Annotated in this window: 15 protein-coding genes; 5 read left to right on the forward strand and 10 right to left on the reverse strand. The window is 40.3% G+C overall.

The window, feature by feature from the left end:
- Positions 1-5 precede the first annotated feature (5 nt).
- The 5 genes from AB4140_RS06815 to AB4140_RS06835 all read left to right on the forward strand — a co-directional run bounded on the left by AB4140_RS06815 (position 6) and on the right by AB4140_RS06835 (position 4,985).
- On the forward strand, positions 6-485 hold the full coding sequence (locus AB4140_RS06815) for an NUDIX hydrolase (protein WP_372000316.1): 480 nt from the start codon (positions 6-8) through the stop codon (positions 483-485).
- 120 nt (positions 486-605) lie between these two features.
- On the forward strand, positions 606-1,724 hold the full coding sequence (mnmA, locus tag AB4140_RS06820) for a tRNA 2-thiouridine(34) synthase MnmA (RefSeq protein ID WP_372000318.1): 1,119 nt from the start codon (positions 606-608) through the stop codon (positions 1,722-1,724).
- Positions 1,725-1,727: 3 nt separating this feature from the next.
- Positions 1,728-2,348 carry a high frequency lysogenization protein HflD gene (gene hflD / locus AB4140_RS06825; protein ID WP_076536241.1) on the forward strand — a complete coding sequence of 207 codons (621 nt, stop codon included), beginning with the start codon at positions 1,728-1,730 and terminating at the stop codon, positions 2,346-2,348.
- A gap of 55 nt (positions 2,349-2,403) precedes the next feature.
- The gene (purB, locus tag AB4140_RS06830; RefSeq protein WP_102437878.1) at positions 2,404-3,774 is read left to right on the forward strand and encodes an adenylosuccinate lyase; all 1,371 of its coding nucleotides are present in this window, start codon (positions 2,404-2,406) and stop codon (positions 3,772-3,774) included.
- 80 nt (positions 3,775-3,854) lie between these two features.
- Positions 3,855-4,985 carry a cupin domain-containing protein gene (locus AB4140_RS06835; protein ID WP_102477243.1) on the forward strand — a complete coding sequence of 377 codons (1,131 nt, stop codon included), beginning with the start codon at positions 3,855-3,857 and terminating at the stop codon, positions 4,983-4,985.
- A 96-nt stretch (positions 4,986-5,081) separates the two neighbouring features.
- On the opposite strand, the gene lpxM is transcribed toward AB4140_RS06835, so the two are convergent.
- From lpxM to AB4140_RS06885, 10 genes are all read right to left on the reverse strand, one after another.
- Entirely contained in the window at positions 5,082-6,017 is a 936-nt protein-coding gene (lpxM, locus tag AB4140_RS06840; protein ID WP_102437882.1) for a lauroyl-Kdo(2)-lipid IV(A) myristoyltransferase, read from the reverse strand.
- Between the two features lie 177 nt (positions 6,018-6,194).
- Positions 6,195-6,494, reverse strand: a complete 300-nt coding sequence (ihfA, locus tag AB4140_RS06845; protein WP_102437883.1) for an integration host factor subunit alpha — start codon at positions 6,492-6,494, stop codon at positions 6,195-6,197.
- A gap of 4 nt (positions 6,495-6,498) precedes the next feature.
- Positions 6,499-8,886: a phenylalanine--tRNA ligase subunit beta gene (pheT, locus tag AB4140_RS06850; RefSeq protein ID WP_372000321.1), complete on the reverse strand. Its 2,388-nt coding sequence runs from the start codon at positions 8,884-8,886 to the stop codon at positions 6,499-6,501.
- A 15-nt stretch (positions 8,887-8,901) separates the two neighbouring features.
- Complete coding sequence (gene pheS, locus AB4140_RS06855) at positions 8,902-9,885, reverse strand: phenylalanine--tRNA ligase subunit alpha (RefSeq protein ID WP_076536230.1); 984 nt, start codon at positions 9,883-9,885, stop codon at positions 8,902-8,904.
- A 497-nt stretch (positions 9,886-10,382) separates the two neighbouring features.
- Positions 10,383-11,255, reverse strand: coding sequence for an NAD(P)-dependent oxidoreductase (locus AB4140_RS06860; protein ID WP_102437887.1), 873 nt, complete (start codon positions 11,253-11,255; stop codon positions 10,383-10,385).
- Positions 11,256-11,372: 117 nt separating this feature from the next.
- Positions 11,373-11,858: an acyl-CoA thioesterase gene (locus tag AB4140_RS06865; RefSeq protein WP_102437889.1), complete on the reverse strand. Its 486-nt coding sequence runs from the start codon at positions 11,856-11,858 to the stop codon at positions 11,373-11,375.
- Between the two features lie 238 nt (positions 11,859-12,096).
- Positions 12,097-13,791, reverse strand: coding sequence for a hypothetical protein (locus AB4140_RS06870; protein ID WP_198589307.1), 1,695 nt, complete (start codon positions 13,789-13,791; stop codon positions 12,097-12,099).
- Positions 13,792-14,170: 379 nt separating this feature from the next.
- Positions 14,171-15,568: an FUSC family protein gene (locus AB4140_RS06875; protein WP_102520010.1), complete on the reverse strand. Its 1,398-nt coding sequence runs from the start codon at positions 15,566-15,568 to the stop codon at positions 14,171-14,173.
- A 16-nt stretch (positions 15,569-15,584) separates the two neighbouring features.
- Positions 15,585-16,448 carry an HlyD family secretion protein gene (locus AB4140_RS06880; protein ID WP_102437893.1) on the reverse strand — a complete coding sequence of 288 codons (864 nt, stop codon included), beginning with the start codon at positions 16,446-16,448 and terminating at the stop codon, positions 15,585-15,587.
- A 13-nt stretch (positions 16,449-16,461) separates the two neighbouring features.
- Positions 16,462-16,674, reverse strand: a complete 213-nt coding sequence (locus tag AB4140_RS06885) for a DUF1656 domain-containing protein (protein WP_102437895.1) — start codon at positions 16,672-16,674, stop codon at positions 16,462-16,464.
- Between the last annotated feature and the right edge of the window lie 4 nt (positions 16,675-16,678).

A 16,678-nucleotide genomic window follows, 5' to 3' on the forward strand; every position in this document is an offset into this window, starting at 1 on the left:
AAGTCATGGTGAAACCACGTTATAAACCCAATACCACTGTTGCTTGTGTTATCCATTGTGATAATAAATTTTTATTAGTTGAAGAAATTATTGATGGTGAAGTGCGCTTTAACCAACCTGCAGGGCATTTAGAAGCCAATGAAACCATCATTGATGCCTGCATTCGGGAAGTAAAAGAAGAAACCGGATTAAATATTACTATTTCGGCACTCGTTTGCATCTACCAATTTAGTGCATCAAACGCATTGTCTTTTATGCGATTTACTTTTTGCGCACAAGTAAACAAATGCGTTGAATGCACCCCAACAGATCCTGCTATTAGTGCCTGCCATTGGTTAACTATAGAACAGGTAAAAGCCCGTCAAAATCAACTTCGCAGCCCATTAGTACTCAAATCTATTGAAGACTATTTACATAAACCCCACAGCCCATTATCACTGATTAATAGTGAACTGCAGATCATAGCCGCAACCAATAATGCATGATAGAATATGCGCCGCACATTTTGGAGATTTATAGGTTCATTTGTCAGCGCACTTGAAATGCACTAACGGCGACCACATTATAATCTCTAACTACCCAAACACTCATGGTTTCTAGGTTTTATGACATTAAGTACTCCCAATCCAAATGGTAAAAAAGTCATCGTTGGCATGTCCGGCGGTGTAGATTCTTCTGTTTCTGCGTATTTGCTTATGCAGCAAGGCTACCAAGTAGAAGGATTGTTCATGAAGAACTGGGAAGAAGATGATACCGATGAGTATTGTGCGGCTTCTGAAGACTTAAAAGATGCCCAGTCCGTCTGTGATAAATTAGGCATTGAACTTCATACAGTTAACTTTGCGGCAGAGTATTGGGACAATGTTTTCGAGTATTTCTTAGCGGAATATAAAGCAGGTCGTACCCCAAATCCCGATATCATCTGTAACAAAGAAATCAAATTCAAAGCATTTTTAGAATTCGCTGACGAAATTCTTGATGCTGACTATATTGCTATGGGCCACTACGTTCGCCGTTATGACAGTGCTGACGGAACTCAAATGTTACGTGGTGTTGATGGCAATAAAGATCAAAGTTATTTCCTCTATACCCTTAGTCATGAGCAAGTGGCTAAAAGTTTATTCCCTGTGGGCGAATTAGAAAAACACCAAGTTCGTGATATCGCCAAAGAAATGGGCTTAATCACCCATGATAAAAAAGACAGTACTGGCATCTGCTTTATCGGTGAGCGCAAGTTTACTGACTTTTTAGCAACCTACTTACCTGCTCAGCCTGGTGATATTGAAACCGCTGATGAAGGTGAAGTGATTGGTACCCACCAAGGATTGATGTACCACACACTAGGCCAGCGTAAAGGTCTGGGTATTGGTGGCTTGAAAAATAGTAACGATGATCCTTGGTATGTGGTTGATAAAGATTTAACCCGCAATGTGCTCGTTGTGGCCCAAGGTGGTAAGCATCCACGGTTAATGTCTACTGGCATGTTGGTCAATCAATTACATTGGGTTGACCGCAAAGGCCCAAGCGCACCAGCAAAAATTACCGTTAAAACTCGTTATCGTCAGCAAGATGTGCACTGCACTGTGACTTATGATGATGACAGTAACTTAAGGGTTATTTTTGATGAACCCGTTGCTGCGGTAACGCCGGGGCAATCTGCAGTATTTTATGATGGTGAAGTCTGCCTTGGCGGCGGAATCATTGATTGTTTAATTAGAGGATAGTCTGTGAGCCAAGTCTTATTTGAACGCACTATGGCGTTTGCCGGAATATTACAAGCTATTGCTCAAGTACAACATATTGCTCGTCATGGTGATTCAGATGAAAGCGCACTTGCTGCAAGTCTGAACACCATCATGGTCACAGATCCTGATTCTATTAGTGATATCTATACCGATAAGCAAGCACTTAATAAAGGTTATCAGCTCATTGAAAACCAATTGGGTGATGGTAATAGCAAGGATGTGGAAACCACCCGCTACCTTGTTGGTATGTTAGCACTGGAGCGCAAACTGGCTCGCTCAGCAAATGGCTTAGGCATGTTAGCTGAACGCATCAACCAAGTGCATCGACAACTACACCATTTTGCGATTACTGATGAACAAATCATCGCCAGTCTTGCCAGTATTTACAGTGATACCATCAGTGAACTGGGACCTAAATTGCAAATTTCTGGGAATCCAGCTTATTTACAACAACCGCAAGTACAACAAAAAATTCGTGCTTTATTGCTAGCAGCGATGCGCAGTGCCGTTTTATGGCGACAACTGGGAGGCAAACGCCGTCACTTAGTTTTTGCCCGTAAAGCCATTGTGGATACCGCTATCAGTAGCCGTAAAAATAATTAACGATTCACCCTACAAATATTCCAACTTACAATAAAAGTTCATCAAGGAGCTTCAAATGGATCTTTCTGCACTGACAGCTATCTCGCCGATAGACGGTCGTTACGGTAGTAAAACCACCTCTCTACGAGGTATTTTCAGCGAATTCGGTTTAACAAAATACCGTGTTCAAGTTGAAATTAACTGGTTAAAACTACTTTCAAGTTGCCCAGAGATTGAAGAAGTTCCGCCATTTAGTGAAGACGCATTAGCGTTACTAGATAGCATTAAGGATAACTTCAGTGAAGAAGACGCTTTGCGCGTTAAAACGATTGAAAGAACCACTAACCATGACGTTAAAGCGGTTGAGTATTTCATCAAAGAACAAATTGCAGATAACGCTGAATTAGTTGCAATCGACGAATTCGTACATTTTGCTTGTACTTCTGAAGATATTAATAACTTATCTCACGCATTAATGCTTAAAGAAGCACGTGAATTAGTATTAGCGCCTCAGTGTCTAGAAATTGTCAATGCGCTTAAGCAATTAGCAAGAGACAACAAATCAGTACCATTGATGTCACGTACACATGGTCAACCGGCTTCGCCTTCTACGCTGGGTAAAGAAATGGCTAACGTTGCCGTTCGTTTAGAACGCCAACTAGACCAAATCAATGCAGTAGAAATCATGGGTAAAATCAATGGCGCTGTGGGTAACTACAATGCTCACCTTTCTGCTTACCCAGAAGTTAACTGGCATGAGCTGTCACAACGCTTTGTGACAAGTTTAGGTATTAACTGGAACGCATACACCACTCAAATTGAGCCCCATGATTACATCGCTGAGTTATTTGATGCTATTGCCCGTTTCAACACCATCTTAATCGATTTCGATCGTGACATTTGGGGCTACATTGCATTAGGTCACTTCAAGCAACGCACTATCGCTGGCGAGATTGGTTCATCAACCATGCCGCACAAAGTTAACCCAATTGATTTTGAAAATTCTGAAGGTAACTTAGGTATTGCTAACGCGTTAATGCAGCATTTAGCCGCAAAGCTTCCTGTATCAAGATGGCAGCGAGATTTAACTGACTCAACAGTATTGCGTAACTTAGGTGTTGGTATGGCGCATTCATTAATTGCTTATCAAGCAACAATGAAAGGCATCAGCAAGCTTGAAGTGAATGAAGCAAACCTTCGCGCTGAGTTAGATAAAAACTGGGAAGTATTAGCAGAGCCAGTACAAACAGTGATGCGTCGCTACGGCATTGAAAAGCCATACGAGAAATTAAAAGAGTTAACCCGCGGTAAGCGTATCGACGGCGATCAACTTGCAGTCTTTATCGATGGTCTAGAGTTACCTGATAACGTTAAAGCTGAACTTAAAACAATGACGCCAGCCAACTACATTGGTCGTGCTGAAGCATTTGTTGACGAGTTAAAATAATCTTCCACTCAATAACAACTATTGATTGTTGAATAAGGATAGGCGGCAGTTCCATAAGGATTGCCGCCTTTTTTAATACTATGTATACATTAAATTTTGATACTGCTGAGTTCATCAGTAAATATTGGCAACAAAAACCTATAGTCATCAAAAATGCCTTTAAGGCATTTGAAGATCCAATATCGGCCGATGAACTTGCAGGCCTAGCCATGGAAGAAGATATCTCTTCTCGCATCGTTAAAACTGAAACCGATGACTGGAAAGTGATTCAAGGGCCGTTTGAAGACTATGACGAACATGGCGATGACAAATGGCAGTTACTTGTGCAAGCGGTAAACCATTGGTATCCGGAGTCTCAACCACTGGTTGAAGCATTCAGATTTTTACCTGATTGGCGTTTTGATGACTTAATGGTATCGTTTGCCACCCCACAAGGCGGCATTGGGCCACATATTGATAATTATGATGTGTTCTTGATCCAAGGAGAAGGGGAACGCCGCTGGAAAGTGGGCCATAATGGCGAACATCAATGCCGTGGTGGAGATCCATCAAGTCCATTAGTCGATGACTTTGAACCCATTATTGATGTGGTGCTCAGCAAAGGCGATATGTTATATATTCCGCCAGGCTACCCTCATTGCGGTGAAACCTTAAGTCTTGCAATGAGTTATTCTATTGGTTTTAGAGCGCCAAGTCAGCAAGAATTATTAACTGAGTTGGCTGATTCGCTGATTGATAACAGTGCTGGCCAACATAGATTTACCTCTAGCGAAGAAGCTGCAAGCCATGGCCTAGTCAGTCAAACTCAGCAGCAAGGGATCATGGATTTACTGGCTCAATTAGCAACTGATCCTGCCCAATACCAAACTATGCTAGGTAAGTTACTCAGCCAAAATCGTTTTGAACTCGATATCAATCCCTTTGAAGCGCCAATTTCAACAACAGATGTTAAGGAAGCCATTGAAGATGGCGCTAACATGCAACGTATTGGCGGCTTAAAGGTATTAAGCCTAGAGGCTGATACCCAAGCGCAGTTGTATATCAATGGTGAAGTGGTTTGCGCCGCAGGGATTGAACAAGACATCATCGCCGAGATCGCCAATAATCACCTACTCACTCAATCGCAGCTTCAAAACTGGCTCAATGATCAGCAAGTCATGACGGTATTAACCCAGCTTATCAATCAAGGTTGGTATTACTTTTCAGAGTAACCGTTAATTAAAGTGACATCTTAGCGCCACACTAATTTTCCTTTAACCAAAAAAAAGCACTCATCGAGTGCTTTTTTGGTTTATTAGTTATTCAAATTAATAGATTTTTGCTTGCCCTTCTGGACGGGTTTTAAGGAATTTCAAAAACCACATATATTGCTCAGGGTAAGCTTGAATAACTTGCTCAACCATTTTATTTAAAGCAATGGCTTCGTTATCCTTACCTTGCATATCTTCAGGCTTAACTTGCGGCATCACGGTCAACTTAAACTGGTAAGCTGCTTTGTCGTAACCAATTTTTACCGGTAAAACCTGCGCCTTACCTGCTTGCGCTAAACGCCCTACTACCGGTAAGGTGGCTTTTTCTGTTGCCAGCAATGGAGCAAATACACTTTGCTCAGGACCTAAATCTTCATCTGGTAAATAAAAGAAGCTATTATCTTGCTTTAATTCAGTGATTAGCGCGCGTATGCCCGCCTCTCGCATGTAAACGCGGCCATTCTTACTACTGCGTAGTCGATTACTAAACCAATTGAATAAGCCGTTATTATGAGCTTTGGCCATGGTAACCATAGGCAGTTCGATATTTAAACGCAGCCCGGCATAATCAATCGGCCATACATGGGGCATGATAAAAATAATCGGCTGGCCAGCATCACGCGCGGCTTGCACATGTTCAAAACCTGTAATACTGACTCGACGCCTTAGATGCGCATCTGAGCGAATTAATAATTCAGCTTGAGATACCAAGGTTAAAACAAACATATCGACGTTGGCGTTAATTAACTCATCCACCTCAGTCGCTGACTTCTCAGGAAAACATGTTTGAATATTGATACGCGCAATATTGATGGGTTTTTTCGCATAAGACAGTACCAGCTTGGCTAATAGTCGCGCTATAGGATCTCGCAACCAAGCAGGCATCACCCCAAACATAAATAACACCATAATGGCTAGCCATGTACCCCAATATTTCGGGTGCAATAAAGATAGGGTAAAGCGACGATCGAAATGTTTTGCTTGTCTAGCCAAAAGAAACCTCAAAGATTACATTAACACAGTGAAACAAAGAGCCTAAGGAATTGGCCATAATACCAATTTATCAGCGGGACAACATCTGAATATTGTAAAATTGCTACTTTGAATCTTGCTTAATTTGTTAAAATAAAAAAGCCACTCAATGAGTGGCTTTTTTATTAAACAGTGAAACTACTTCTTTTCAGCATTTGCTTCTTCAACACGTGTTTTGAGTTTTTGTCCCGGACGGAACGTCACTACACGGCGAGCTGAAATAGGAATATCTTCACCAGTTTTTGGGTTCCTTCCCGGTCTTTGGTTTTTATCGCGCAAATCAAAGTTTCCAAAGCCAGATAACTTGACCTGCTCACCACTTTCAAGTGCTTCTCTAATCTCTTCAAAGAAAGACTCAACCATCTCTTTGGCTACACGTTTATTCATGCCAAGTGTTTCGAAAAGATGTTCTGCCATTTCGGCTTTGGTAAGTGCCATACTTTTAATCCCTCAACAATGCGTTGAACTCGCTCTTAAGTGCCGAGACAACTGAATCAACAGTTTCAGTGATGTCTTTTTCTTCAAGTGTACGAGTAATGTCTTGTAATGTAAGTGCGATTGCAAGGCTCTTTTTGCCAGCGTCAACACCTTTACCCCTGTATACATCGAACAAGTTTAAGCCAACCAACTGATTTTCGCCAACTTTTCTTATCAAATCCATAACATTAGTTGCAGAAACTTCTTCGTCTACAACGACTGCAATATCACGTCGATTAGCAGGAAACTTAGATACAGCCTGGGCTAGCGGCAAACTGGCTTGCAGTAAAGCGTCCAGTTCTAACTCAAAAACAATTGTTTTGCCATTAAGGCCAAAAGGCTTCTCCAAACTCGGATGGATAGCACCTATGACACCAATAACTCGATTATTTCTCAATATTTCAGCACATTGCCCTGGATGTAGAGCTGAATGTGTTGCACTTCTAAAAGTAAATTCAGAAGTCGAAACTGTCAAGCCGATAATTGATTCTAAATCGCCTTTTAAATCAAAGAAGTCGACAGTTTTAGATTCCATAGACCAATGTTCATCATTTTGAACACCAGAAATTACTGCACCAATCATCGCTTCTTGTCTAACACCAGAATCTGCTTTGGCATCAGGAACAAAGCGTAAACCGGTTTCAAATAAACGTACGCGACCTTGTTGACGACTTTGGTTATAACCAACAGAAGTTAACAAACCGGTGAACATCGATAAACGCATCGCTGACATTTCAACCGAAATAGGATTCGGTAAAATCATTGCTGGCTCATTTGGATGAACAATGTTTTGTAACTTAGGATCAACAAAGCTATAGGTCACCGCCTCTTGGAAACCGCGCGCCACTAATACACTGCGCACTTTGCTTAATGGAATATTCGCTTCTTTGTGATCAGACATACTTAATGAAGCAACAGGTGCAATATTTGGGATATTGTTATATCCATAAATACGGGCAACCTCTTCGATTAAATCTTCTTCAATGGCCATATCAAAACGATATGTTGCCGTGGTCACATTCCAAGCGTCAGCAGTTACTGCAACAGTAAATCCAAGACGCTCAAGAATTTCTGTTACATCAGTATCAGGAATATGATGACCTAGAATTTTGTCTAACTTGCTGCGACGCAAAGTGATTTGAGCCGGCTTAGGTAAATGCGCTTCAGACACTGCTTCAGCAACAGGACCTGCTTCACCACCACAAATATCAAGTACTAAGCGCGTAGCTCGGTCCATCACTTTATGTTGAAGCTCTGGGTCTACACCACGTTCAAAACGGTGTGATGCATCTGTGTGTAAGCCTAAGCGACGCGATTTACCCATAATGGCTAAAGGCGCAAAGAATGCGCACTCTAATAAAATATCTTGGGTCTTTGCAGTTACGCCTGACGCTTCACCGCCAAATACACCCGCTAAGGCAACGGCTGCTTTATCGTCAGCAATCACTAGGGTGTCACTTGGTACTGTAATTTCGTTACCGTCAAGTAAAGTAAGCTTTTCAACGCCGTCGCTTAAACGCACTTGAATAGCACCATTTAAGGCTGCTAAATCAAACGCATGCATTGGCTGACCATATTCAATCAATACGTAGTTAGTAATATCTACAATGGGATCGATTGAGCGAATACCGCTACGACGTAACTTCTCTTGCATCCATAAAGGCGTTGCTGCCGCTAAGTTTACATTCTTAACCACACGGCCTAAATAACGAGGACAGGCATCTGCTGCAATAACGTTAATTTCAACTTTATCATCGATAGTTGCAGTAACAGGATCCCACGTCGGCTCAGCAACCGCTTGACGGTTTAATACACCAACTTCGCGCGCTAAGCCTGCCATACCTAAACAATCTGCACGGTTAGCGGTTAAATCAACGTCGATGATGACATCGTTTAGTTGAAGATATTCACGGATATCTTTACCAATCGGCGCATCTGCAGGTAATTCAATAATACCGTCACTTTCGATATCAATACCGATCTCACCGTATGAACACAACATACCAAATGATGGCTGGCCGCGTAGTTTGGCTTTTTTAATTTTAAAATCGCCAGGTAGCACTGCCCCAACCATTGCTACCGCAACTTTTAAGCCTAAACGGCAGTTTGGTGCACCGCAAACGATATCAATTAACTCATCGCCGCCAACATTAATTTTAGTTACGCGTAATTTGTCAGCATCTGGATGCTGACCACACTCAACCACTTCACCAACAATCACACCGCTAAATTCGGCTGCAACGGCATCAATACCGTCAACTTCAAGACCGGCCATTGTGATTTGGTGTGATAATTCTTCACGGCTTACAGATGGGCTAACCCATTCACGAAGCCAAGATTCACTGAATTTCATCTTTATATTGCTCCGTTATTTGAATTGCTTAAGAAAACGTAAATCGTTTTCAAAGAAGGCACGTAAGTCGTTAACACCGTAGCGCAGCATAGTCAAACGCTCAACACCCATACCAAAAGCAAAACCAGAGTATTTTTCTGGGTCGATACCGACACTGCGAAGCACATTAGGGTGCACCATGCCGCAACCTAATACTTCAAGCCACTTACCGTTTTTACCCATAACATCAACTTCAGCTGAAGGCTCAGTAAACGGGAAGTAAGATGGACGGAATCGCACTTCTAAATCTTCTTCGAAAAAGTTACGTAAGAAGTCATGCAAAATGCCTTTCAGCTCTGCAAAGTTAACTTTTTCATCAACTAACAAACCTTCCACTTGGTGGAACATTGGCGTGTGAGTTTGATCGTAGTCGTTACGATAAACACGACCTGGAGAAATGATACGTAAAGGTGGCTTTTCATGCTCCATGGTACGAATTTGTACCCCTGAAGTTTGCGTACGCAACATCACTTTTGGATTGAAATAAAAGGTGTCATGATCAGCACGAGCTGGATGATGCTCAGAAATATTCAATGCATCGAAGTTATGAAAGTCATCTTCGATTTCAGGACCATGCTTAGTGGTAAAACCAAGCTCGCCAAAGAAAGTTTCAATACGTTCAATCGTACGTGTTACTGGGTGTAAACCGCCCATTTCAAGCGTACGACCTGGTAAGGTTACATCGATTTTATCTGCGATAAGTTGCGCTTCTAATTCAGCAGCCTTTAAGCCTTCAATACGCTCAGAAAGTTGCTTCTGTACCGCTTGCTTAGCTTGGTTGACTGCTTGTCCAAAGGCAGGTTTCTCTGCTGGACTTAAGCTACCCATCATTTTCATCATGTCAGTGATCTTACCTTTCTTACCAAGGTAGTCGACACGGATATCATCCAGTGTCTTTAGATCACTGGCCTTACCTATTACTTCTAAGGCTTGTTCTACGATCTCTGTTAACTGCTGCATTTTCTCATCCACTGCATTTTTGCATATCAAATGCTATTGGGCGCCTGATTATCAGGCGACATAGTAGTCTAGGCACAAAGTCAACTTTATGCCTAAAGCATGGGGGTAAAACAAAAGCTGGAATTTTACGTTAGCTAAGCTTAATTTACTAGCATTTATTACGATTTTATTGAGTAAAATGCGGCATTTAAATTAAATCGAATTTATATTTTCGATAGTATAATTTAATACAAATTAACGACCTATTAACTTAAGCGCCATTTATGAGCAGCAAATGCTTATAAGCTAATCAATCACCTTGAGAACCAATGAACATCATTACAACAAGTGATAGTAAATCATTGAATTTTTTACAAATACCAAGGGCTAATACGATAACAAAAAAGCTCACCGGCAATGTTAAATACCAGCGAGCTTTTATGTTACCAACAAACTAAATTCGCAACTTAAACGACAAAATTGTGCAATGGCTAATAAGTTATCACCATTTAGAGCGTCTAGCGGTTTTTTTCTAAACGCGCTAACAAACTTGAAGTATCCCAGCGGTTACCTTTCATGGCTTGTACTTCAGAATAAAATTGATCCACTAAGGCAGTAACTGGTAACTGGCTACCATTACGACGCCCTTCATCTAAAGCAATAGCTAAATCTTTACGCATCCAGTCAATGGCAAAGCCAAAGTCATACTCACCTTGCCACATGGTTTGATAACGATTTTCCATTTGCCAGCTTTGAGCTGCGCCCTTGCTGATCACCTCAACCACTTTTAAACCATCAAGACCTGCACTTTTAGCAAAGTGTAACCCTTCGGCAAGCCCTTGCACCACTCCTGCGATACAGATTTGATTGACCATTTTGGTTAACTGGCCCGCGCCAACCTCCCCTAATAATTCTGCGCAGCGACTATAGGCCTCAATGACCGGTTTTACTTGGTTAAAAACGGCTTCTTTTCCGCCCATCATCACAGTTAACACGCCATTTTCAGCACCGGCTTGACCACCTGATACGGGCGCATCTAGAAACTCAACCTCTTGCTTAGCAAGCACGGCTGCCAGTTCACGAGCAACATCGGCAGATGCGGTGGTGTGATCGACCAAAATTGCCCCAGCTTTTATCCCATGAACAATGCCATCTTCCCCTAAAACCACTTGGCGAAGATCGTCATCATTACCCACACAAGTAAACACGATATCTTGCTCTACTGCCGCAAGTTTTGGGGTCAATGCTAACTCACCAGAATATTGCGCTGCCCATTGCTGCGCTTTTGCTGTGGTGCGATTATAAACCGTAACTTGATGCCCTTGGTTAGCCAAATGCCCTGCCATTGGGTATCCCATCACGCCCAAGCCGATAAATGCTACTTTAGCCATATCATTCCTTCGTTCATTATTATTGTGGTTGTTTATTAAAAATAGTGTTGATTGTGCTACAAGCCAAAACGAGTTAGGCTTTATGAGTAAGCGATTGAATTTTGGCTAATACATTGATTACAAAGCCGGTTTTACATGGGCTTCCATTTCAGAGCCAATTTTTTTGCGCATATCCATTAAACGTAATGCTGAATCCCTCAAACGAATATCATCATCTGTTTGGGGGACCCACTCAGGTACTGATGTAGGTTTACCATCATCATCAACTGCGACCATAATCACGATACAATGGGTAGTAAGATGACGTTCAGGCTCTTTAGGGTCACCCGCTTTAACCGCTATACCAAAATGCATGGACGATGTGCCGGTATAAATAACTTTGGCGCTTACTTCAACAATATTGCCCACATGGATAGGCTTTACAAAACGAATACCACCAGCATAAGCGGTAATGCAATATTTACCACTCCAACCTGCAGCACCAGCATATGCAGCTAAATCAATCCATTTCATCACCGCACCACCATGCACTTTGCCGCCAAAGTTCACATCTGCAGGTTCAGCTAAAAACCTTAAGGTAATTTCTCTTTCTAATCCGGCCATAACGACTCCTAATTCAGCTAATTAATGTCAGTTTACGATAATTAATCAAAGAAATGAGTAAAAATTATGCCTAAATGAAGATATTTGATGAAAGAGTACTTAATTGCTATTTGGTAGTTCAAAAAATACTGCTGAGTTTCAAAAAACAAAAAAGCACAACTTTAAAAAGTTGTGCTTACTAAAACTGACACTATAAAGGGTTAGCTAATGGGTGGCTCTTGAATTACCACTGAATACATCAAAAACGATAACCTAAATTTAAAGTAAATGAACTTCTTGTTTCACCTTTATTGTACAGCCCTGTCAAATTTAAATGACGACCTATCTGTTTATTAAAACCCACTAAATAAGCCCATTGTTCTAACCCTACACCCACATCAAAAGTAAAGTCTTCACCGGTTCCCAATATATCGCCTAAATTACCAGTCATCGAAGGCTTAAGGCCTTGATATTCTGCGCCGATAAAAATTTGTGCTCGCGACTCAAGGAATTGATAACCAAGCATTGGCTGGATAGTCACAATACCATCTCCCCAATCCTGGCCATCAAGACGAGTTTTAGAGTAAGTTGCAGTAACAGATGCAAAAAATTCTTTATAACCGACAGAAAGCGTTGTCCCCAAACCTGCCAGATCATATTCTAAATGTAGCGGCACTTCGACTCTTCCTGGTGAGCATAAATCAGCGCCCTGATTTTCTAATAAACTGCATGCCAAACTGCCACCGATAACCCCGAGCTTATCTTCAAACACATCTTTAAGTTTTCCGGTATATTGGGCATCAACGACTGCATCCACATTCACCTTGCCCACTAAAGCATATATATTCCAAAACGGTAAAATATTGACATCAGCTCTGAATGAATAACTTTCAGCATTAACAGTGCCAACTGAGCTCGATGGATCAAACCATTCATCCAAATCTACCCCCATAATATTAAAACTATCAAAACCAAAATCCATATCTTGATTTCGATAAGCGACCGAAAAACCAAATGGCAGTGGCACATCAATACCTTGCTGGCGAACTAAATCACTCATTAACGGAAAGAGTCTATCTAAATCGACCTTTTCTTCACGAATGCGCGGATCAGAAACCATTTTTAATGACGCTTCATCAAAAACTAATGCACCATGTTCATCATCATAAAATGCCACGGGCTTGATAGTTGCGTGATAACTTGCTTCTTTGTTACCTTTTTTACCAGTAGCGTGAATCACTTTATTTGCAATGGCTGTGTGTCCGTTAACCAGTGTCATTAAATCAACTTCTTGACGATAATGTTCGACACTAAACGCATCAAAATCAAATGGTTTTGAATTGGTCATGACCATTTTGGTTGCAACACCATTTACTACAGTAAGCTTAACCCGCATAAAACGAAAATAAGCAATATCTTGCGGTAAACCATATTTAGAGTAATTAAAGCTTATTTCTATTTCATTGGCAGATATCTCATCAACAACGACGGAAGACTTATCATAACTTTCCATGTAATTTTTCAAGCGATATTCTGTTTTAGTTATTTGTTCGATAGTTTTTATGACATCCTCATTATCATCTAATTTAGATTGGTCATATTTAATTCTCAGATCAATATTACCTCGAGTATCTGTACTTTGAACCAAAAACACATCTGAACTTTTTACCTTATCGCCGACTTCCAAGGTTCTAACCACACGCTCAACTTGCTGATCACCTAGTGACAGCGAGCTTAAGCCTAATTTCAAAATATCTTCTGAAACGCCGTATTGTTGAAAAACATTTTGCTCCGCTGAATTAATGAGTTGTTTGTTGTTTTTATCTTCAACAAAAATACTTTCCTGCGCATAACTTACGTTTGAGAGTGTTAACAATATGGCTATTGGTATTGCTTTTAGAATACAGCGAGAAGTAGAAAAATGATTAAGTGAACAAAATAGCGTTTGATTCATTAATAGTACCCTTTGAAAGCCAATCTATGGCAAATAAGTTATCGAATCATTTCCTGATTCAAATTTCGGAAAAACATAATGCAAGTTCAGCAAACGTTATTGGCTAACGCGCTTTTTCCGTTCAATGGGAATATTGTATGTGTTTATTTATTAGATATTTAATCGCTATTGATGGATTAAACCCTACATGAATAAAAACCACTACTGAGATAAACAGCAAATCAGCATCAAAATTACCTAAGTAGATAAAATAAAAACGGATCAAAACCAATAGAAGGATTAGGGGGTTAAACTGGAATTATATATAAAAGAATTTAAATTCGAGGCTATTAATGACGCTCAATGCTGTATTGAGCGTCATGAGGAAATCTTATTTCTCTTATTTGAGCATAAATAATTGATTATAGAAACGTGCAACAATCACGGTAATCATTAATATGACCAGTATCAGCAATGGCGTATTAATGTCATAACTAGGCGTTAAATGTAATGCACTCATAGTCATTACCATAAGTAAATTGCCACCTAGCATACGCACTAGCATCATTGCAGGCTTTGGAAAAAGTCCCCAAATGAGGAAAACGTTAATCATATAAAAACCAACTAACTGCCAAAGCTCTGTAAATGCGGGCATTATAAAAATATATTGCAGTAAAAAAAACACTCCCCATAGCAGTGCAGATAATATCACCTGCTTCATTAAAGGAAATGGTAAACTGACTGTTATATTGGCAAAAATTGAACCAAACATAGGGATAAAAATACCACCAGGTAAGGCAAAATATATCCATGCGCCATAACAAGTTGAGGCTATTGCAACCGCCTTTATAACTCTGTTAATTCTCACTTTCAATAAATTTTCTTTTACAGCCTCTTTCGAGTTTTGGGGCTTTATGCTCTCTTGCTTCCAGTAGTTAGCTAAAATTTCAACATCTAACTTTTCGCCATTAATGGCATTATCAAGCATTTTAATTTCTTGGGAAAAATAACCTAACTGTTGCAACTTATCATCATTGGGTTTATCACTGGATAACAACTTGATGGTGGATTTGCTATGCTGCAGAACGTGAGAAAAACCATCGACTATGACAGTCCATTTATCTTTTTCATGTTGAAGTTTATAACTGGAACTCAATGGCATACTGATCAAGTCACTTAATTTATCAATCAGTAATTGTGCATCGACTAATAAGTCTTGAATATTATCATGATGAGCACTTTTTGCAGCCTCGTTAAGCGCGTTATCTATTTTATGAAAAGCATTTAACGCAGAGTCAACGCTGCTAAAGAATAAAGATTCAGTGTTTAAAGGCCAAATAAAACGATAAACAATTGAATAAACTAGCACTCCAAGTAAATTATCTTGTATTCGTAAAACCGCAATATCAAATGAAGCTTCACCATTAAAGCCTCCCATTACCGCAACAATAGTGCACACAGTAAAGCCCATGGTAAATGCATAACCATAACGCAAATTATCAGCAAACCACACGCTAACAGCCAAAAGCAACAGTAAACAACCAATGAATAACATCGGAGTCTGGGCAAAAAAGCTCACCAGAAATAACGCCACACTAATGCCGCAAACTGTACCTATAAGGCGGTTTTTACCTTTGTGTAAGCCATGCCCAAGAGTTTCATTTGAAGCAATGGCAATAACGGTAATAGCAGCCCAATAAGGTTTTTCCCATTGAAAAAACAATGCTAAGGCAATTGCTATACCGACAGAGACAGAAACTTTTATCGCTTCCTTAACGGGTAAACTGAGCATACACATTCTCACTCTATAAAATTTAATGCTTTAGAATTTTTACCGATGCCGTCATACCAACTCGCAGCTGAATATCTTCAGGTAACTTATCAAGTTTTATCTTAACTGGAATGCGTTGTGCTAAGCGGATCCACTCGAAATTCGGGTTCACATTAGGTAGTAACGAATTGCCGGTACTGCCATCAGTTTTCGAAATGCCGTAACCAATACTTTGTACTTTACCTTCTAAAGTGACTTGGTCATGCATCATTAATGTGACTTGGGCTTTATTATCAATAGCCACATCTTTTAAATCAGTTTCTTTAAAAAAACCGTCAATCCAAAAGCTGTTTTCATCAATCAAAGCAACAACAGGCGAATTAGCAACGACTTGTGAGCCTACTCGATAATTCAAATTAGTAATATAGCCATCTGTTGGTGCAGTAATTTTAGTGTAAGCTAGATTTAATTTAGCTTCTGCCACTTGGGCTTTTGCCATTAACAAGTTCGCTTGTGCGGTTTCAACTGCATTTTGTAGATTATTAAGGGTTAACACTGACTGAGCACCAGGGGTTAGCTTTTCTAATTCAATAGCACGACTAGACTCGTTCTGAGCCTTACGAACTAATGCTTGTGATTGCTTTTCAGTTGCTACCGCTTTTTGTAAACTGGTTTGGTATAGGCTAGCGTCAATCTCAAAAAGCACATCACCTTTTTGTACATGACTATTATCAATGACATTAACTTTTACAATTTGACCTGTCACTCGTGGGGTTACTTGGATAACATAGGCTCTGACTTGACCGTCTCTTGTCCAAGGATTATCAGTGTAAGTTTGATACTGACTATACAAAACACCTATTGCCGCCGCCATCAGCAACAGGGTAATAAAATAACGTTTAAACATTGGCGTTACCTACTTAAAATATGGAAATAAATTGGCTAATTAAGCCGATAAAAAGAATAACCATAGACAATTCAACTATGGCCGGAGCTGCGACATATTTATGTAAACCAATTTTAGTACCAATAGCGGTAACTACGCCGGTTAATATATATGCCATAGCGGCAACCAGTAATAATGGCGGAAAATACACATCACCGATTACCACTTCATGGGGCATTATGCTCATACGC

Source organism: Shewanella sp. 10N.286.51.B2, from assembly GCF_041469265.1.
GTDB lineage: Bacteria > Pseudomonadota > Gammaproteobacteria > Enterobacterales > Shewanellaceae > Shewanella.